This window comes from Streptomyces halobius (assembly GCF_023277745.1).
GTDB lineage: Bacteria > Actinomycetota > Actinomycetes > Streptomycetales > Streptomycetaceae > Streptomyces > Streptomyces halobius.
Window position 1 is genome coordinate 7115436 of sequence record NZ_CP086322.1, and the last position, 18010, is coordinate 7133445.

The window sequence follows — 18010 nt, forward strand, 5'->3', positions numbered from 1 at the left end:
GTTCACACCACCGCGCCGCTGCCCGGTGTCCCGTCGTCGTCCTCGTCGTCGTTCTTCATCCGGGCCACCAGCGTGGCGAAGCCGCCGAGGAAACCGCCGATGCCCAGCAGCGTGATCCACCACGTCACCGGCTGCTGCAGCAGCGCCATCACCACCAGCAGCAGCGGACCGCCCAGTACCGCGATCCAGGCGAACTTGGCGGTGACGTCGGCCTGCGGCAGCGGAGGCGGCTCGGGCGGGGTGAAGTGGCCCTCGTCCGCCTCGTCGAAGTCGTCGTCGGACGGCTCGGCGGCGCTCCAGTCGCGGGGGCCTACGCCGGGGGCGTAGACGATGAAGCTGCCCGGCCGGGAAGCGTCGCCCGTTCCGCTGTCCGAGGCGGCGTCGGGCTTTGTGTCACCGTCCGCCTTCGGGCCGGCGCCGCCCTCGGCTTGCTCGCTGTCCTTACCGCTCTGGTCGCCCTTGTGGCCTTCGCCGTCCCCGCCGCCGGCCCTCTTCTCGTCCGCCTCCCCGTTCGCCTTCTCGTCCGCGTCGTCGCCCCCCGTAGGGAACTCCGGCTGCTCGCCGTAGCCCGCGACGATCTCGGCCCACGCGGCCTCTTCGTCCAGCGGGTCCCGGGGGTCGCGGGGGCTACGCTCCGCCACTGGCCGCCGCCCCCTCCTCGGCCGTGGCCGCGCGCGCTTCCGGCGCGAGCCGGGTGATGAAGGCGAAGGTGTCCCGGAAGATCTGCTCCGCGTCGTAGTCCAGCGTCGCGACGTGGTAGCTGCGCTCCAGGAGCGTCTGCCGGACGTCCGTCGACGACACCCGGCTCAGGATGCGCTCGGAGTCCACGGGCGGTACGACATGGTCCTGCGGGCTGGTCATCACCAGCAACGGCTGGGTGACGCCCGGGAGTTCGGCGTCCACCTGCTGGAAGAAGCGGCGCAGCGAGTACGCGGCGTGCAGCGGTACCCGGTCGTAGCCGACCTCCTCGGCGCCCGGCTCGGCGATATCGCTGGCGATCCCCTTGGTGGACCGTACGAGGTGGCGCAACACCGGCAGCAGCGGCGCCGCCGCGTCATGCACCTTGTTGCCCGGATTGACCACGGCCACCCCGCTGATCGCGTCGCCGTGCCGGGCCGCCAGCCGCAGCGCCAGGGCGCCGCCCATGGACAGCCCGCAGACGAAGACCTTGGTGCAGCGTTCGCTCAGCGCGCGCAGTTCGCGGTCCACCTCGGCGTACCAGTCCTGCCAGGTGGTGAGCTGCATGTCCTGCCAGCGGGTGCCATGTCCGGGCAGCAGCGGCAGCGAGACGGTCAGCCCGCGGTCGGCGAGATATTCCGCCCAGGGGCGTACCGACTGGGGGGAGCCGGTGAAGCCGTGGCACACGAGAACGCCGACCTCTCCGCCGTCACGGCGGAACGGCTCGGCTCCGGGAAGGAGCGGCACCGGGAGACTCCGATCGATGAAGGGGCTGCGAGTTACCTCAGGGTACGCGGAGCGACCGTGACCGGATAGGTCCGACGGGGGCTGCCGAAGGGGGAACTCCGGGGACGGCCGCGGGCGTCCTGCCGGGCGGCCGGCGGGACGTCGCAGCCCTGTCGCCGCCCCGTCGCGGCGAGCGGGGCGGCGGGGCAGGTTAAGGTCTTTGCGTCACACACAGGAGGCAGTCGGTTGATCTACGGCGCAATGAAGTTTTCCATCGGCGGGTCGCTGAAGCTTGCCTTCAGGCCCTGGGTGGAAGGCATCGAGAACATTCCCGCCGAGGGTCCGGCGATCCTCGCGAGCAACCATCTGTCCTTCTCGGACTCCTTCTTCCTGCCCGCGGTGCTCGACCGCAAGGTCACCTTCATCGCGAAGGCCGAATACTTCACTTCCCCGGGTGTGAAGGGGAAGCTGACGGCGGCGTTCTTCAAGGGCGTGGGCCAGCTCCCGGTGGACCGCTCGGGCGCCCGTGGCGCGGGCGAGGCGGCGATCAAGAGCGGTATCGAGGTGCTGGAGCACGGTGAGCTGTTCGGCATCTACCCGGAGGGCACCCGCTCCCCGGACGGCCGGCTCTACCGCGGCAAGCCGGGCGGTCTGGCGCGGGTCGCGCTGGCCACCGGGGCGCCGGTGATCCCTGTGGCGATGATCGACACCGAGAAGGTGCAGCCTCCGGGCAAGATCATGCCGAAGATGATCCGGCCGGGCATCCGTATCGGCAAGCCGCTGGACTTCAGCCGCTATCAGGGCATGGAGGGCGACCGCTTCATCCTGCGGTCGGTCACCGATGAAGTCATGTACGAGATCATGAAGCTGTCCGGCCAGGAGTATGTCGACATCTACGCGACGGCGGCGAAGCGCCAGATCGCGGATGCCGCAAAGAAGAAGGCGGAAGCGGAGAAGGCGGAGAAGGCGGGGCACGCCGTCGCGGAGAAGAAGAGCAAGCGCAGGGGCAAGGGCAAGGCCGAGGCCGGGGCGTAGCGATGCCCGGCAGGGGGTGGGGGCCGGCATGACGGATGCCGAGATACGGACCGTGAGCAGACGCAAGGGCAAGCGTCCCAAGGTGCTGCGGATGTCCGTCGAGCTTCCTCTGTGGCGCGCGCTCACAGGCTACCGGATCCTCACCCTGGTCTACACGCTCGTCCTCGTCGCGCTCTCCTACGACAAGTACGCCCATCCGCTGGGGGCGGCCGCCTACATGGGCGCGCTCACCGTCTGGATGGCGCTGACCTGGCGGCGTACCACGTCCGCCGAACGCTGCACCCGGCACTTCCTGATCGCCGACCTCTCCTTCGCGGTCGGCGGCATCCTCCTCACACCGCTGGTCGACACCCACGCCCGCATCATGGACGGCGCGCCCACGCTGCCGTCCATCTGGACGGCGGGCGCGGTCCTGGGCTTCGCGATCAAGGGCGGCTGGCGCTGGGCCGCGGCGGCCTCCGCCGCCGTCGCCGTCGCCAATCTCCTCGAACGCCAGGAGCTGGCCCGCGACACCGTCCACAACGTGGTCCTGGTGTGGGTGGCCAGTGTCGCCATCGGCTATGTCGTCGAGGTGGCCCGCGCCAGTGAGCGCACCCTCGCCCGCGCGCTGCAGATCGAGGCCGCCACCCGCGAACGGGAGCGGCTGGCCCGCGATATCCACGACAGCGTGCTCCAGGTGCTGGCCATGGTGCAGCGGCGGGGCGCCGCGATCGGCGGCGAGGCCGCGGAACTGGGCCGGATGGCGGGCGAACAGGAGGTCGCGCTGCGGACGTTGGTCTCCAGCGGGCTGGTGCCGCCGCGACAACGGACGAACGGGGCGGGCCCCGCGGCGCCCTCCGGCGCACCGGCGCCGAGGCCCGCCGCCCCGCTGCCGGACCGGCCCGGTGCGCCGTGCGACATCCGGGCGCTGCTCGGGCCGTACGCGGGCGCCGGTATCACCTTCTCCGAGCCCGGCGCCCCGGTCGAGCTGCCGGCCGTCGCGGCGGCGGAGCTGACGGCCGCTGTCGGTGCCGCGTTGGACAATGTGCGAAGGCACGCGGGGCCCGACGCCGAGGCGTGGATCCTGGTGGAGGACGAACCGGACGAGGTGATCGTGACGGTGCGCGACGACGGCCCCGGCATTCCCGAGGGGCGGCTCGCCGACGCCGAGCGCGAGGGCCGGCTCGGGGTGGCCCTGTCGATCCGCGGACGGTTGCGGGAGCTGGGCGGCAGTGCGGACTGGATCTCGGTCCCCGGCCAGGGCACGGAAGTGGAGTTGAAGGTCCCCAAGGGCGGTGCGCCCGAGGGCGGGAGACGGGGGAAGGGTACGGCGTGAGCGAGCGTAGCGAGCGAGCCATGAAGAGGTGCGTGCCGAGCGAATGCGAGGCCGAGCGGAGCGAGGTCTCGGCATGAGTGAGCAGACGGGCCTGAAGGTCATGGTGGTCGACGACCACCCGATGTGGCGGGACGCGGTCGCGCGGGATCTGGCCGAGGCCGGGTTCGACGTGGTGGCGACGGCCGGGGACGGCCCGCAGGCGGTGCGCCGGGCGCAGGCCGCGTCGCCCGACGTACTGATCCTGGACCTCAATCTGCCGGGGCTGCCCGGCGTCCAGGTGTGCAGGGAACTGATGGGCACCGATCCCGCGCTGCGGGTGCTGGTGCTCTCCGCGAGCGGAGAGCACGCCGATGTGCTGGAGGCGGTCAAGTCCGGGGCGACCGGCTATCTGCTGAAGTCGGCGAGCACCGGGGAACTGCTGGACGCGGTGCGGCGTACGGCCGCCGGCGACCCCGTGTTCACCCCGGGGCTGGCCGGTCTGGTACTGGGCGAGTACCGCAGGCTGGCGACGGAGCCCGCCCCGGCGACGCCGGACGAGCCCGGCGCGCCGCGGCTGACGGACCGGGAGACCGAGGTGCTGCGCCTGGTCGCCAAGGGGCTCTCGTACAAGCAGATCGCCGAGCGGCTGGTCATCTCGCACCGCACGGTGCAGAACCACGTCCAGAACACCCTCGGCAAGCTGCAGTTGCACAACCGCGTGGAGCTGGTGCGGTACGCGATCGAGCGGGGGCTGGACGGCGCGTAGGCGCGTAGGCGCTAGGGGGCCGCGTAGACCCTTCGCGTAGACCCTTAAGGGTTGGTCGAACGGAACCCTTGAGGGTTGGGTGCGCCCCTTGCAGGCCACAACGCGGAGGGGCGGGGCGGTATTCCCGGTACGGGGGCGGTATTCCGGTACGGAAGGCCGAGGGACCGGGGCGGTATTACCGGTACCGCAGACCCATCCGGTCCCGCTCGTACGGGTGAACGCCGTGCGTCAACTCCCCGGCGAATCAACCGAATCGCCCCTCACCTCGTCCCAGGGTGACCCAGATCACCATTAGCGTGACCAGGGTCGGCTCATTCATGGCCGTGTGCGCGGCCCTGACGGGATGTAGGTGAGGCAACGATGCGGATCGGAGTACTGACGGGCGGCGGCGACTGCCCCGGTCTGAACGCGGTGATCCGGGGCGCCGTCCGCAAGGGCACCCAGGAGCACGGATACGAGTTCGTCGGCTTCCGCGACGGCTGGCGCGGGCCGCTGGAGGGCGACACGGTCCCGCTGGACATCCCGGCGGTCCGCGGCATTCTGCCCCGAGGCGGCACGATTCTGGGCTCGTCGCGGACCAACCCCCTCAAGGCGGACGACGGCGTCCACCGGATCAAGGAGACGCTGCGCAAGCAGGAGGTCGACGCGCTGATCACGATCGGCGGCGAGGACACCCTCGGCGTCGCCGCCCGCCTCCACGGTGAATACGGCGTGCCCTGCGTCGGCGTCCCCAAGACCATCGACAACGACCTCTCGGCCACGGACTACACCTTCGGCTTCAACACCGCCGTCGGCGTGGCCACCGAGGCCATCGACCGGCTGCACACCACCGCCGAATCCCATATGCGGGTGCTGGTCGTCGAGGTGATGGGCCGGCACGCCGGCTGGATCGCGCTGCACTCGGGCCTGGCCGGCGGGGCGAATGTCATCCTCATCCCCGAGCAGCGCTTCGACATCGAGCAGGTCTGCCGCTGGATCGACTCCCGCTTCAAGGTCCGCTACGCCCCGATCGTGGTCGTCGCCGAGGGCGCGATGCCCAAGGACGGCCAGATGGTGCTCAAGGACGGCTCCACCGACTCCTTCGGGCATGTCCGTCTGTCGGGCGTGGGGGAGTGGCTGGCCAAGGAGATCGAGGCGCGTACGGGCAAGGAGGCCCGGACCACGGTGCTCGGGCACACCCAGCGCGGTGGCACCCCCAGCGCCTTCGACCGCTGGCTGGCCACTCGCTTCGGGCTGCACGCCATCGACGCGGTGCGGGACGGCGACTTCGGGAAGATGGTCGCCCTGCGCGGTACGGACATCGTCCGGGTGCCGATCGCCGAGGCGACCGCGAAGCTCAAGACCGTCGATCCGTCGCTCTACTCCGAGTGCGGCGTCTTCTTCGGCTGAGCGCTGCCCGTTCCCGACGCCGCCCGCCCGCTCCGGACGGCACCACCGAGCGATGGGCCGTATATTCGGCATATTCGGCCTATCGCTCGTAGCGGGAGAAACGGATGGCGTAGCGGGAGTGTCGGCAACGCCGTCGTCGAGGACGCAGAAGGTGTGGGAGACGTAGAGGGCATCGGCAGCGCGGGAAACGGGACCGGCGGGAGAAGTCGTGGAGATCGTCGCATTCGGCGTGCAGGCGGACGAGCAGCCGCTGCTGGCGAGGGCCTTCGAAGGCCGTCACCAGGTCCGCAGCCTGGATGTCGTCCTCAACCGCGACACCGTCCCCATCGCGCACGGCTACGAGATCGTCAGCAGCAACGTCAATGCCGATCTGAGCGCCGATGTCCTGCAGACCCTCTCGGCCGGCGGCACCAAGATGATCGCTCAGCGCGCCACCGGCTTCAACAACATCGATCTGGAGGCCGCGGCCGACCTCCTCATGACCATCGGCCGGGTCGCCGCCTACTCGCCGTACGCGGTCGCGGAATTCGCCTGGGGCCTCGCGCTGGCCGTGAACCGGCATCTCGTACCCGCCGCCGGCCGCACCCGGCACTTCGATTTCCGGCTGGACGGCCTGATGGGCCGCGATCTGCGCGGCCGTACGGCGGGTGTGATGGGCACCGGCCGGATCGGCGAGGCGTTCACCCGGATCGCCCATGGCTTCGGTATGCGTCTGCTCGGCTGGGACATCGCCGAGAACCCCCGCTGTGCCGCGCTCGGCATGAAGTACGTCGGCAAGGACCAGCTCTTCGCCGAGGCGGACCTGGTCTCCCTGCACGTCCCGCTGCTGGAGACCACCTGGCATCTCGTCGACGCGAGTGCGCTGGCCGCGATGAAGGACGACGCGATCCTGATCAACTCCAGCCGCGGCGGGCTGATCGACACCGCCGCCCTCGTCGAGACGCTCAAGGCGGGCCGGCTGACCGGCGTCGGCCTGGACGTCTACGAGGAGGAGGCCGGGCTGTTCAACTGCGACCGGTCCCTGGACGTGATCAGGGACGACATCCTCGCCCGCCTGATGACGTTCCCGAATGTGCTGGTCACCTCGCACCAGGCGTATTTCACCGAAGAAGCGGTCGGCCAGATCATCGAGACCACCGTGACCAACGTCCAGGACTATCTGGCCGGCCGCACCAACGAGAACATGCTGGTCACACGAGGACAGCTGCCAACAGCCCCGCGATGACCCCGGCGCCGTCCAGCGTCAGCACCGACTCGGGGTGGAACTGCACCCCCGCGAAGCCCGGACCGCGCAGCGCGTGCACCTCGCCGGTCGCCGCGTCCCGACTCAACTCGATGCGGTGCATGGCCAGTTCGGCGGCTGTGGTGTCATCGCAGCGGGCCGTGAAGGTGTTGTAGAAGCCGACCGTCTCCGGGCGCCCGAAGAAGTCGATCCGCTCCTGTGCGCCCTGGAACGGCACGTCCTTGCGTACGATCTCCAGTCCCAGCTCGGCGGCGAGCAGTTCGTGCCCGAGGCAGACCCCCAGAATTGGGCGGTCCGAAGAACCTCGATGAGGGGATGGGGAACTCCCCTGCTCGAACGGAGTCGAGAGCTCGGGGAAGGCCGGGCGACGGGCGGGCCCGTGCTGGTGCTCCGCTATGAGTTCCGCCGTCAGCGAACGCAGAAAACGCATCTTGGGGTCGGTGGTGTCGGACGGGTCGCCCGGCCCCGGGCCCAGCACGACCGGCCCCCGGTGCGCGTGGGCGGCCTCGCGCAGTCCCGGTGCGTCGTAGCGGCGGACGGTGACGGTCAGTCCGGAGGTGCGCAGCAGATGCGCCAGCATCGCGGTGAAGGTGTCCTCGCCGTCGATGACCAGTGCGTGGCCGCTCAGCGCCGCGGTCGGCGCGGTGCTCCGCATCCGCAGCCAGAAGGGCGCGAGGTCGGCGCGGCGGGCGTCCAGCGCGGCCCGCACCCGCGGATCGTCGGCCAGCCGCGGCGGCTCCCCGGCGGCGCCGCCCGCACCGTGGCCGGGCGCGGGCCGCACCCCGAGGGCGGTGAGCACCCCGGCGGCCTTGGCGTGGGTCTCGGCGACCTCGCCGTGCGGGTCGGAGGCGCGGACCAGGGTGGCGCCGACGGGCACCCGCAGCCCGCCTCCCCCGCTCTCGGCTTCTCCCCCACTCTCGACTGCGCTTGAGCGGGGGGACCCCCATGAGCGGGAGGTGCCCCCACCGGCGATATCGGCGGTACGGATCAGGATCGCCGAGTCCAGGGTCTGCGCACCCCCGGCGTCCCGGCCGATGAGTGCCAGGGCGCCCGCGTAGTAGCCCCGCCCGCGCCCGTCAGGGCCCACCGGCTCATACCGCTCGATGACCCGGCAGGCGTTCTGCACCGGCGACCCGGTGACCGTCGCCGCGAACATCGTCTCCCTGAGGACCTCCCGCACATCGAGGGTGGACCGGCCGCGCAACTCGTATTCGGTATGGGCCAGATGGGCCATTTCCTTGAGCCGGGGCCCGATCACCACACCGCCCTGGTCGCCGACGGTGCACATCATCTTCAGCTCCTCGTCCACCACCATGGACAGCTCCTCGACCTCCTTGCGGTCGCCGAGAAACGCCAGCAGGCTCTCGGGGGTGGGACCGCCGGCCGGATACCGGTACGTACCGCTGATCGGGTTCATCACGACCGTTCCCGCCCGTCGCCCGCCACCCACAGCCGAGAGCGCTTCGCGCTCGCCCCTCCCGCCTGTCATCCGGACGTGCGCCTCGGGGCTGGCGCCCACCAGCGTGCGCACCCCGGGCCGGTGGACGACATACGTCCAGTACGCGCCGCGCTCCCCGGCCAGCAGCCGGCGGAACAGCGCCAGAGCGTCGGCGGCCGAGAAGCCGTCGATCACTCCTTCGAACGTCCGGCGGATGACGAAGTTCGCGCCCTCACCGGTGCCGATCTCGTCCCGGACCACCCGCTCGACGATCTCCGCGTACGCCGTGTCGTCCACATCGAACGCCCCGTCCGTCACCCGCACGTCATGCGCCGGAAGGGCCGCCAGCAGTTCGTCCAGGGGGAGTTCGGCGGTCTCCCGGGGGCGCAGCACGGCCAGCGGAGTGCCGTCGTCGTGCGCGCGGAAGCCGCGCTCGCGGATCTGCCGGAACGGGATCAGTGCCAGCGCGTCGGTCACGGGCGCGTCCGGCACACCGTCGCCCAGCGGGATGTCGGCCAGCAGCTCGACCTCGTCCACCTCGCCGATGAGCACTTCGACGGTGGCGGGGGAGCCGGCCGTGTCCCGCCCGGGGGTGCGGCGGCGGAGCAGGGCGAACGGCGGGCAGGCGGGGTCGAGCAGCCGCCGGATGAGCGCGGTGGCGGCCGGGGTGGCGTCGGTCGGTGCGAGGGGCTCGCGGGGCATGGCGGTTCCTTCCGGGGGAGCGAGGAGAGGAACGGCCGGTGAGAACACTGAAGGCCGCCCCTCGGGCGGCCTTCGCGGAGTGTGTGGAGTGCGCGCGAATCAGTGGGCCGCCGGATGAGCGGTCCACCACCAGTTCATGTTCATGGCCGGTTGCGCGTGCATGGGGCGCACCCTACCGGATGGTGGCCAGGAACTTGCCGAGTGCTTCGTCGAACAGATCGGGCCGCTCCAGGTTCGGGAGATGGGCGGCCCCCTCGATGACGGCGAGCGTCGCGTCCCGGATGTGCCGGTGCAGGAACTCCGCGTCGGAGACCGGGGTGTAGCTGTCGTCCGCGCCGACCACGACCAGTGCGGGCACTGCGATCCGCCGCAGCAGTCCGGTGTAGTCGGGACGTTCGGCCCGGCCGCGGAGCGCCGCGGCGGCTCCCTCGGGCGGTGCGCCGAGCATCATCCGGCGGACGTGCGCGGCGACCTCCGGCTGCCGCGCGATGGTGTACGGCGCGATCATCTTGTCCAGCACCTCGTCCGTGTAGCCGCGCATGCCCTCCCTCAGCAGCCGGTCGGCGGTGGCGTTCCTGATCGCCTTGCCCTCGGCGGTCTCGCCCTTCGCGAAGGTGTCGGCGAGTACCAGGCCGCGCAGCCGCTCCGGGAACAGCCGGGCGAACTCCATGACGATCTGGCCGCCCATGGACAGCCCGCCGAGCACGATCCGCTCGGCCGACAGGCCCAGCGCGTCGAGGAGCGCGGCGAGGTCACGGGCGGCCTGACCGTCGGCGAGGTCGGCCGCGGCACCTACGTCCGCGCCGCACAGCACGCCCCGGGGCCCGCGCTCGCCGAACCGGCCGCCCCCGCCGCCGGCACCCGCGTCAACCTCGAACTCAACTACCCCGTCGTCCCCGAACAGGCCGCACTGCTCGCCGACGGCATGACCCCGCTGCTGCGCCCCGACGCCCTCGAAGCGGTGATGGGCCCGGTCGGTCCGGCCGGCACCCTGGCGGCCCGCAGCGCCGCGGCCGGGCTCCTCACCCGCGCGGGACTGGCCGGCGCCGATCCGGAACGGATCCTGTTCGCGGGCAACGGGCGGCAGGCGGTGGCCGGCGCGGTGGCCGCGCTGGTTCCGCCGGGCGGCCGGCTGGGCGTCGAGGAGTTCACCTATCCGCTGGTCAAGGGCATCGCGGCGCGGATCGGCGTGACCCTTGTACCGCTCGCGACGGACGCGTCCGGGCTGTGCCCCGACGCGGTACGTGCCGCCCACCGCTCCGCCCCGCTGCGGGCGGTCTATCTCCAGCCCACCCTGCACAACCCGCTCGGTGTGACCATGCCGCCCCAGCGGCGCGCCGAACTGGCCGAGACTCTGCGGGAGCTGGATCTGTGGGCGGTGGAGGACGCGATCTGGTCGTTTCTGCAGGAGGGCGCGGACGGGGGCGCGGCCGGGGAAGGGGGAGTGGGCGAGAAGCGGCCGGAGGTGTTCCGCGCCGTCTACGGTGCGGAGCCGGCCGGGCCCGCTCCGCCGCTCGCCCCGGAGCCGGCCGGCCTGCCGGGTGCGGCGGCCGCGGGCCTTCCCGGCGCCCCCGGGATGCAGTCGGCCCCCTTGGTGGGGCCCGCCCCCGTATCACCGTTCGCCCCCTTCACCCCCGGGGTGCCGCGCGGCGCGGGGCTGCCGCTGCCGCCCCGCGTACCCTTCCCGCCCGGCCCGCCGCTGCCGCCGCTCGCCGCGCTGGCGCCCGAGCGCACCGTCCTCGTCGACAGCCTCTCCAAGCGGTTGGCCCCCGGCCTCACCGTCGGTCTGCTCCTCACCCCCGCGCCGCTGACCGACAAGGCCGCCGCAGCCCTGCGTTCCGGCGGCTGGACCGCCCCCGGCTTCGCCCTGGAAGCCGTCACCCGCTGGCTGGCCGACGGCACCGTGGACCGCGTCGTCCGCGCCAAACGTCGGGACGCCGCCGCCCGGCAGGCGCTGGTCCGTGAGCACCTCGAAGGGTTCGACGTACGGACCGGCCCCCGCTCCTACTTCGCCTGGTGGCAGTTGCCGGACGGCTGGCGCGCGGAGTGCTTCCTGGCCGCCGCCGCCCGGCGCGGCATCGCCGTCACCCCGGCCACGGCGTTCGCGGTCGCCCCCGAGGGCACGCAGGGCGCCGCGCCCGCCCCGAACGCCGTACGCCTCGGCCTGGCCGGTGCTCCCATGACGCTGCTGCCGTACGCGCTGAGCACGCTCGCGGCCATCGCCCGCGGCGCTCCGGAGGACGCGCTCCCGGAGTGAGCGGGGCTTCCGAGGGGCCGGGCATCGCGTGCCGTGCCCGGCACAGCGCGCGATGTGGAGCGTGTCTCATAGTGCGGTCGTCGTGCTGGACGCCCGCCAGGAACCCGTAATGTTGGGCATGTGACCGTGAACGCTGAAACCCACGCCGGTGGCAACACCTGGCGAGATCTGCCCGCGGCGCAGCAGCCTGACTGGCCGGACCAAGAGGCTCTGCGCGATGTGATCGCGGAGCTTGAGTCCTATCCACCGCTCGTCTTCGCGGGCGAGTGCGACCAGCTGCGTGAGCGCCTGGGAGCCGTCGCCCGTGGTGAGGCGTTCCTGCTGCAGGGCGGCGACTGCGCGGAGGCATTCGACGCCGTCTCCGCCGAGCACATCCGCAACAAGCTCAAGACGCTCCTCCAGATGGGCGCCGTACTGACCTACGCCGGGTCCGTCCCGGTGGTCAAGGTCGGCCGGATCGCCGGCCAGTACAGCAAGCCGCGCTCCAAACCCACCGAGACCCGCGACGGGGTGACGCTGCCGACCTACCGCGGCGACTCCGTCAACGGCTTCGAGTTCACCTCCGAGGCCCGGATCCCGGACCCGCAGCGGCTGAAGCGGATGTACCACGCCTCCGCGGCGACGCTGAACCTCGTCCGCGCCTTCACCACCGGCGGCTACGCCGACCTGCGCCAGGTGCACGCCTGGAACCAGGACTTCGTGAAGTCCTCGCCCTCCGGGCAGCGTTACGAGGCGCTGGCCCGCGAGATCGACCGCGCGCTGAACTTCATGAACGCCTGCGGGGTGGACCCGGAGGAGTTCAAGACGGTGGAGTTCTTCTCCTCGCACGAGGCGCTGATCCTGGACTACGAGTCGGCGCTGACCCGCGTCGACTCGCGTACCGGCAACCTCTACGACGTCTCCGGCCACATGGTCTGGATCGGCGAGCGCACCCGCCAGCTGGACGGCGCGCACATCGAGTTCGCCTCCCGGATCCGCAATCCGATCGGCGTCAAGCTCGGCCCGACCAGCACGCCCGAGGACGCGCTCACCCTGATCGAGCGCCTCGACCCGGATCGTGAGCCGGGCCGGCTGACCTTCATCACCCGCATGGGCGCGGACCAGATCCGCGACAGGCTCCCCGAGCTGGTCGACAAGGTCACCGCCTCCGGCGCCCAGGTCGCGTGGATCTGCGACCCGATGCACGGCAACACCTTCGAGGCGGCCTCGGGGCACAAGACCCGTCGCTTCGACGATGTGCTGGACGAGGTCAAGGGCTTCTTCGAGGTCCACAAGAGCCTCGGCACCCACCCGGGCGGCATCCACGTCGAGCTGACCGGCGACGATGTCACGGAGTGCGTGGGCGGCGGCGACGAGATCTTCGTCGACGATCTGCACCAGCGCTACGAGACCGCCTGCGACCCGCGGCTCAACCGCAGCCAGTCGCTGGACCTGGCGTTCCTGGTGGCGGAGATGTACCGCCACCAGTAAGCGGGACTGCGCGCAAGCCGGACGAACGCAGTGGGGCACGGATCATACGATCCGTGCCCCACTGCGTTGTGCAGCACCCGCCGCGGCAGGTAAGGTAAGGGTAACCTCACTCAAGATCAGCCGGATCGACGAGCCAATCCTCTCGGGGGTGAAACCGCGTGTACGTCTGCTCATGCTTCGGGATCACCGAGCAGCAGGTCCGCGAGCACGCGGATACGGGCGCCTGCACACCCCGCCAGATCGCCTCCGCCTGCAAGGCCGGCACCGACTGCGGCAACTGCGTACGCCGCATCCAGGCGCTGCTCGGCCGTGGCGCCTGCCCCCGGCGTGAGCTCATCGACGAGGGTGCGCCCGAGCCGCTGGTCGCGGAGGCGGCCGAAGGGGTGCTCGCGGGGTTCCCGGGGGCCGCGTAACCCCCAGGGGCCGTTCGGGTGGGCGGTGGACGGCGGGCCGGGTGAGCATGACTGGTTCTCCGGTTCTTCCCGGTCGTCCCGACTCAGCTCGGCTGCTCGATCTGCTGGGCGATGTAGAGCGCCTCGCCGAGCTTCTCGATCAGCTCCAGCTGAGTGTCGAGATAGTCGATGTGATGCTCCTCGTCCGCGAGGATGTCCTCGAAGATATTCGCCGAGGTGATGTCGCCCTTGCTGCGCATCAACTCGATACCGCGCCGCAGCCGGTCGATGGCCTCGACCTCGATCTGCCGGTCCGCCTGGAACATCTCGGTGACGGTCTGGCCGACTCGTACGTGGAAAAGTCGCTGGTAATTCGGCAGCGCTTCGAGGAAGAGAAGACGATCGGTCAGCACCTCGGCGTGCTTCATCTCGTCGAACGACTCGCTGCGGGTGTACTTCGCGAGCTTCGTCCAGCCGAAGTTCTCCTGCATCTTGGCATGCAGGAAGTACTGGTTGATCGCGGTCAGCTCGGCAGTCAGCTGCTCGTTGAGGAATTCGATGACCTCGGGGTCGCCCTGCATGGCAGCGGGCTCCTTCCGCGCGTGAACTGGGCAGATGCCGCGCATCCTCGCACCGCCCGGAGCGAGCCGTCCAGTAAGTTCACGCTTAGTACGAGTTGCCCGAATCCTTCCCTCCCTGGTCCTCGGCACCCCTCCCGGTCTGACAACATGGAGGACATGGGTCAGCCGGAACGCCGCGAACAGGAGCATCCTGAGCTCCCTCCGGGGCAGCGACTTCAGCGGGGCTGGCCGGTGACGCACTACGGGCCGGTGCCGAAGTTCCGCCCCGGGCGCTGGGAGTTCCGGGCCTTCGGCGCCACCGCGGGCGGCGCCAAACACTGCTGGTCGCACGAGGAATTCACGGCACTGCCGTATGCGACGGTCGTCTCCGATATGCATTGCGTGACCAAATTCAGCATGCTGGGCGCCGAATGGGGCGGGGTGCTCACACGGACAATCCTGGAGCTTGCGCCGCCCGCGCCGGATGTCACCCATGTGATGGTGTGGGCCGAGTACGGATTCAGCTCGAATTTGCGGCTGGCGGATTTCGCCGCGGAGAACTGCATCTTCGCCACCCACCGCTCCGGAGAACTGCTCACCGCCGAGCACGGCTTCCCGGTCCGGCTGGTCGTCCCGCATCTGTACGCCTGGAAGGGCCCCAAGTGGGTCCGCGGCATCGAGTACATGACGGCGGACCGCCGCGGCTTCTGGGAGGAGCGCGGCTATCACAACCTCGGCGACCCGTGGCGCGAGCAGCGGTACTCCTACCAGGAGGAGCCGGGCGAGGGCCCCGAACTCTGAGACCCGGCCCTCATGCGCAGAGGGAACGGCCGTCAGCCGCCGCGCAACTCCTTCAGGCGGGCCACGTCCGCGGCATGCCCCTCCTTGCCGCCCGGCGTCTCGATCATCAGGGGCACGCCCTCCGTCGCCGGATGACGGAACAGCTCCCCGAAGGGTTCCGCACCGATGTGCCCGGCGCCGATGTTCGCGTGCCGGTCCTTGTGGGCGCCGACCACGTCCTTGGAGTCATTGGCGTGGATCAGCTTCAGCCGGCCCTCGCCGGTGACCTCCACCAGCTCGTCCAGCAGCGCCTTCATCCCGCCCGGCGCCGCCATGTCGTGACCGGCCGCGAAGGCATGGCACGTATCGAGGCAGACGCCCAGCCTGGGGTGCCGGTCCAGCACGTCGAAGTACGGCCCGAGATCCTCCGCCAGTGCGCACAGCGAGGCGCCCTGGCCCGCCGTCGGCTCCAGCAGCAGCCATGGGGCGTCGTCGTGCGTCAACTCGTCCAGCAGCGGCCGCATCCGCTCCCTGACCTGCGCCAGCGCCTGCGCACGCGGCCGCCCGCCGGTCGCCGAGCCGGTGTGCACGACCACCCCGAGGGCGCCGATCTCCCGGCCGCGGCGCAGCGAGTGCCGCAGGGAGGCCACGGACTTGTCGACGGTCGCCTCGGTGTGCGAACCGAAGTTGATCAGGTAGGGGGCGTGGATGTACGCCGGGATGCCGTCCCGTGCGCAGGCCGCCCGGAACGCCTCGTCCTGCCCGGGGTTCCCGGGCGGCGTCGCCCAGCCGCGCGGATTGGCCACGAAGACCTGCACGGTCTCGCCGCCCAGCTCGCGGGCGTAGGGAAGGCCGACCTTGGCCAGGCCGCCGGCCACCGGCACATGGCCGCCGACCGGATTGCGTGCACGGGCGCGCTGCTCGGCGCGCTCTGGGGACGGGGAAGCGGACGGGGAAGTACTCACGCTCCCAGGGTGCCAGGTGGCCCTTGGGCGGCGTCCGGCGGATGACGGACGGCGGTTATGGAGCCGCCGGAGCGGGCTGGTCGCATCGCTGCGGCGGTTGCGGCGCTGCCGGAGCGACACCCCCTGGAACCGGCTAGAGCGCTCCCTTCAGCCAGATGGTGATCGTGCTGCTCTTCGGCGCCTGCTCGCCGCCCTCGACGGACTGAGAGTCGACCGTGTCCTGCGGGAACAGGAACGGCTTCTTCACCTCGACCTGGAAACCGAGGGCCGACAGCTTCCGCTTGGCCTCGTCGACATGGGCGCCGGTGACATCCGGGACGGTGACCATCTCCGGCCCCTTGGAGAGGGTGAGGGTGACGGTGTCGCCCTTGCCCAGCTCCTTGCCCTCGCCGGGCGACTGCTGGGCGACGGTGCCCCGGTCCTCCTGGGAGAACACCGGCTCGGCCGCGAACTTCACCTTGAAGCCCTCGTCGCGCAGCGTCTCCGCGGCGTCCGCCTTGTCGTCGCCGATCACATCGGGCACCTTGATCGCGGACCCGCGGCTGATCGTGAGCGCCACCGCGGTATCGGGCCGCCGCTGGCTGCCCGCCGCCGGGTCGGTACGGATCACCGAGCCCTTGGCGACCTCGTCGCTGAACTCCCGGCGCTCGGTGCCCGGGATGAGCCCGCGGTCCCGCAGCTTGCGCTTGGCGTCCGCGACCGGGGTGCCGTTCAGCTCCGGAATCGTGACGATCTCCGGGCCGCGGGAGACGGTGATGGTGACCGTGCCCGTACCGCGGATCCGCTGGCCGTTCGCGGGGGCCGTGGCCATCACATGGCCGCGCTTCACATTCGCGCTGAAGCTCCGCTTCACCGTCACGCCCAGTCCCTCGTCGCGGAGCGTCCGCTCCGCCTTGGCCTGCGGCATGTCCAGCACCGCGGGGACGGTCGTGAACTGGCCGGAATTGATGTACCAGACGCCGGTGCCCACCCCGAGGACGAGCAGCACGGCCGCGATGACGGTCAGCAGCCGGTGCCGTTGGAGCAGGCCAGGACGCGGCGCCGCGGCGGGCACCGGACGCAGCCGCGTCGTACGGTCCGTGGGCGACACCGCGTCCGCCGGGGGCACCTCCAGCCGGCTGGTGCGGTTGAGCCCGTTGAGATCAGCCTCCTCGGCGGGCAGCGGCATCTGGACGCCGCCCCGGGGGAGCACATCCGTACGCGCGGCCTCGCCGCCGCCCGCCGCAGGGCCAGCGGCGGGCTCCTCCTTGGCCTGCGGCGGCACGATGTCCAGCTGCTCGTCGGTCAGCTCCGCACGGGCCGCCCGCGAGCGGGACAGCAGCGCCACCGCGTCCTGCGCGCGCTGCTGCGGGTCACGGGCGGTGGCCAGCGCCACCAGCTCGTCCAGCTGCGGCGCCAGCCCCGGGACGAACTCGGACGGTGGCCGCACATCCTCGTGCAGGTGCTGGTAGAGGATCTGCGCCGCGGTGCTGCCGGTATGCGGCTTGCCGCCGGTCAGCATTTCGTAGAGCACCACGCCGCAGGCGTAGACATCCACCCGGGCGTCCGCGGTGCCGTGCTCCATCTGCTCGGGCGCCAGATACGAGACGGTTCCCAGGACCGAGCCCGTGGAGGCGGTGGTGTGGGTGTCGACGGTGCGCACCAGGCCGAAGTCGGCGACCTTGACCCGGCCGTCGTCGCCGATCAGGACGTTCTCCGGCTTCATGTCCCGGTGCACCAGGCCGGCGCGGTGCGCGGCGCCCAGGGCGGCGAGGACCGGCTCCAGGATGTCCAGCGCGGCCCGCGGCTGCAGGGCGCCCCGCTCGCGCAGCACATCGCGCAGTGTGCACCCGGCCACGTACTCCATCGCCAGATAGACGTACGTACCGTCCGTGCCCTGGTCGAAGACACCCACCACATTCGGGTGCGACAGGCGCGCGACCGACTTGGCCTCACGGATGAACCGGTCGACGAACGCGTCGTCCAGGGCCAGGGTCGGGTGCATCACCTTCAGCGCGAGCACACGGTCGAGCCGGGTGTCCATGGCCCGGTACACCGTGGCCATGCCGCCGGCGGCGATGCGCGCCTGAACGCGGTAGCGGCCGTCGAGCAGCCGGCCCACGAGTGGGTCCTGAAGGGTCGTATCCACGGCAGACGAGTCTACGAGCAAGCACTGACACGTCGAGCGCCACGGCGGCGACCCGGGCCGTACTGCAGCCGAATAGTGACAGGAACACGGCAGGCGGGGGCGGGGGGCGGGGGCGCTGACGCGCCATCCGCGCCCGCCCCGAAACTGCACCACTACACCCGCCCACCCCCCGAAGGGGGTGGGCGGC

General features: G+C 71.4%; 16 protein-coding genes. 9 read left to right on the plus strand and 7 right to left on the minus strand.

Annotated elements, in window-relative coordinates:
• Positions 1–2: 2 nt before the first annotated feature.
• Positions 3–641, minus strand: a complete 639-nt coding sequence (locus tag K9S39_RS32295; protein WP_248866867.1) for a hypothetical protein — start codon at positions 639–641, stop codon at positions 3–5.
• A complete protein-coding gene (locus K9S39_RS32300; RefSeq protein ID WP_248866868.1) occupies positions 628–1425 on the minus strand; it encodes an alpha/beta hydrolase in 798 nt (265 codons plus the stop codon). The genes K9S39_RS32295 and K9S39_RS32300 overlap by 14 nt, the downstream gene beginning before the upstream one ends.
• A gap of 225 nt (positions 1426–1650) precedes the next feature.
• Here K9S39_RS32300 and K9S39_RS32305 point away from each other — a divergent pair, with 225 nt between their 5' ends.
• From K9S39_RS32305 to K9S39_RS32325, 5 genes are all read left to right on the plus strand, one after another.
• The gene (locus K9S39_RS32305; protein WP_248866869.1) at positions 1651–2439 is read left to right on the plus strand and encodes a lysophospholipid acyltransferase family protein; all 789 of its coding nucleotides are present in this window, start codon (positions 1651–1653) and stop codon (positions 2437–2439) included.
• A 28-nt stretch (positions 2440–2467) separates the two neighbouring features.
• Positions 2468–3754 (plus strand): MacS family sensor histidine kinase, encoded by a 1287-nt coding sequence (gene macS / locus K9S39_RS32310; RefSeq protein ID WP_406708051.1) that lies wholly within the window; start codon positions 2468–2470, stop codon positions 3752–3754.
• A 73-nt stretch (positions 3755–3827) separates the two neighbouring features.
• The gene (locus tag K9S39_RS32315; RefSeq protein ID WP_248866870.1) at positions 3828–4499 is read left to right on the plus strand and encodes a response regulator; all 672 of its coding nucleotides are present in this window, start codon (positions 3828–3830) and stop codon (positions 4497–4499) included.
• 360 nt (positions 4500–4859) lie between these two features.
• Positions 4860–5888 (plus strand): 6-phosphofructokinase, encoded by a 1029-nt coding sequence (locus K9S39_RS32320; RefSeq protein WP_248866871.1) that lies wholly within the window; start codon positions 4860–4862, stop codon positions 5886–5888.
• Positions 5889–6096: 208 nt separating this feature from the next.
• On the plus strand, positions 6097–7113 hold the full coding sequence (locus K9S39_RS32325) for a 2-hydroxyacid dehydrogenase (RefSeq protein ID WP_248866872.1): 1017 nt from the start codon (positions 6097–6099) through the stop codon (positions 7111–7113).
• On the opposite strand, the gene K9S39_RS32330 is transcribed toward K9S39_RS32325, so the two are convergent.
• Together K9S39_RS32330 and K9S39_RS32335 are read right to left on the minus strand one after the other, a co-directional pair.
• Positions 7079–9271 (minus strand): anthranilate synthase family protein, encoded by a 2193-nt coding sequence (locus K9S39_RS32330; protein WP_248866873.1) that lies wholly within the window; start codon positions 9269–9271, stop codon positions 7079–7081. The genes K9S39_RS32325 and K9S39_RS32330 overlap by 35 nt on opposite strands.
• Positions 9272–9443: 172 nt before the next feature.
• Positions 9444–10085, minus strand: a complete 642-nt coding sequence (locus K9S39_RS32335; RefSeq protein WP_248869056.1) for an alpha/beta fold hydrolase — start codon at positions 10083–10085, stop codon at positions 9444–9446.
• Positions 10086–10196: 111 nt separating this feature from the next.
• Between K9S39_RS32335 and K9S39_RS32340 the strand changes: the two genes are divergently transcribed.
• The 3 genes from K9S39_RS32340 (at position 10197) to K9S39_RS32350 (ending at position 13411) form a co-directional block, all read left to right on the plus strand.
• Complete coding sequence (locus K9S39_RS32340) at positions 10197–11528, plus strand: aminotransferase class I/II-fold pyridoxal phosphate-dependent enzyme (RefSeq protein ID WP_406708052.1); 1332 nt, start codon at positions 10197–10199, stop codon at positions 11526–11528.
• Between the two features lie 120 nt (positions 11529–11648).
• Positions 11649–12998, plus strand: a complete 1350-nt coding sequence (locus K9S39_RS32345) for a class II 3-deoxy-7-phosphoheptulonate synthase (protein ID WP_248866874.1) — start codon at positions 11649–11651, stop codon at positions 12996–12998.
• A gap of 158 nt (positions 12999–13156) precedes the next feature.
• A complete protein-coding gene (locus tag K9S39_RS32350; protein WP_248866875.1) occupies positions 13157–13411 on the plus strand; it encodes a (2Fe-2S)-binding protein in 255 nt (84 codons plus the stop codon).
• 83 nt (positions 13412–13494) lie between these two features.
• Here the strand turns inward: K9S39_RS32350 and bfr are convergent, their stop codons facing one another.
• Positions 13495–13971, minus strand: a complete 477-nt coding sequence (gene bfr, locus K9S39_RS32355; RefSeq protein WP_248866876.1) for a bacterioferritin — start codon at positions 13969–13971, stop codon at positions 13495–13497.
• Positions 13972–14118: 147 nt separating this feature from the next.
• On the opposite strand from bfr, the gene K9S39_RS32360 reads away from it, so the two are divergent.
• Positions 14119–14751: a sulfite oxidase-like oxidoreductase gene (locus tag K9S39_RS32360; RefSeq protein ID WP_248866877.1), complete on the plus strand. Its 633-nt coding sequence runs from the start codon at positions 14119–14121 to the stop codon at positions 14749–14751.
• A gap of 32 nt (positions 14752–14783) precedes the next feature.
• On the opposite strand, the gene K9S39_RS32365 is transcribed toward K9S39_RS32360, so the two are convergent.
• Positions 14784–15695, minus strand: coding sequence for a deoxyribonuclease IV (locus K9S39_RS32365; RefSeq protein ID WP_248866878.1), 912 nt, complete (start codon positions 15693–15695; stop codon positions 14784–14786).
• A 133-nt stretch (positions 15696–15828) separates the two neighbouring features.
• On the minus strand, positions 15829–17823 hold the full coding sequence (gene pknB, locus K9S39_RS32370; protein ID WP_248866879.1) for a Stk1 family PASTA domain-containing Ser/Thr kinase: 1995 nt from the start codon (positions 17821–17823) through the stop codon (positions 15829–15831).
• Positions 17824–18010: the final 187 nt, after the last annotated feature.

Coding starts and splice junctions, on each gene's coding strand:
- macS (WP_406708051.1), top strand. CDS start 2,468: ATGACGGATGCCGAGATACGGACCGTGAGCAGACGCAAGGGCAAGCGT.
- bfr (WP_248866876.1), bottom strand. CDS start 13,971: ATGCAGGGCGACCCCGAGGTCATCGAATTCCTCAACGAGCAGCTGACT.
- K9S39_RS32320 (WP_248866871.1), top strand. CDS start 4,860: ATGCGGATCGGAGTACTGACGGGCGGCGGCGACTGCCCCGGTCTGAAC.
- K9S39_RS32340 (WP_406708052.1), top strand. CDS start 10,197: ATGACCCCGCTGCTGCGCCCCGACGCCCTCGAAGCGGTGATGGGCCCG.
- K9S39_RS32360 (WP_248866877.1), top strand. CDS start 14,119: ATGGAGGACATGGGTCAGCCGGAACGCCGCGAACAGGAGCATCCTGAG.
- K9S39_RS32315 (WP_248866870.1), top strand. CDS start 3,828: ATGAGTGAGCAGACGGGCCTGAAGGTCATGGTGGTCGACGACCACCCG.
- K9S39_RS32330 (WP_248866873.1), bottom strand. CDS start 9,271: ATGCCCCGCGAGCCCCTCGCACCGACCGACGCCACCCCGGCCGCCACC.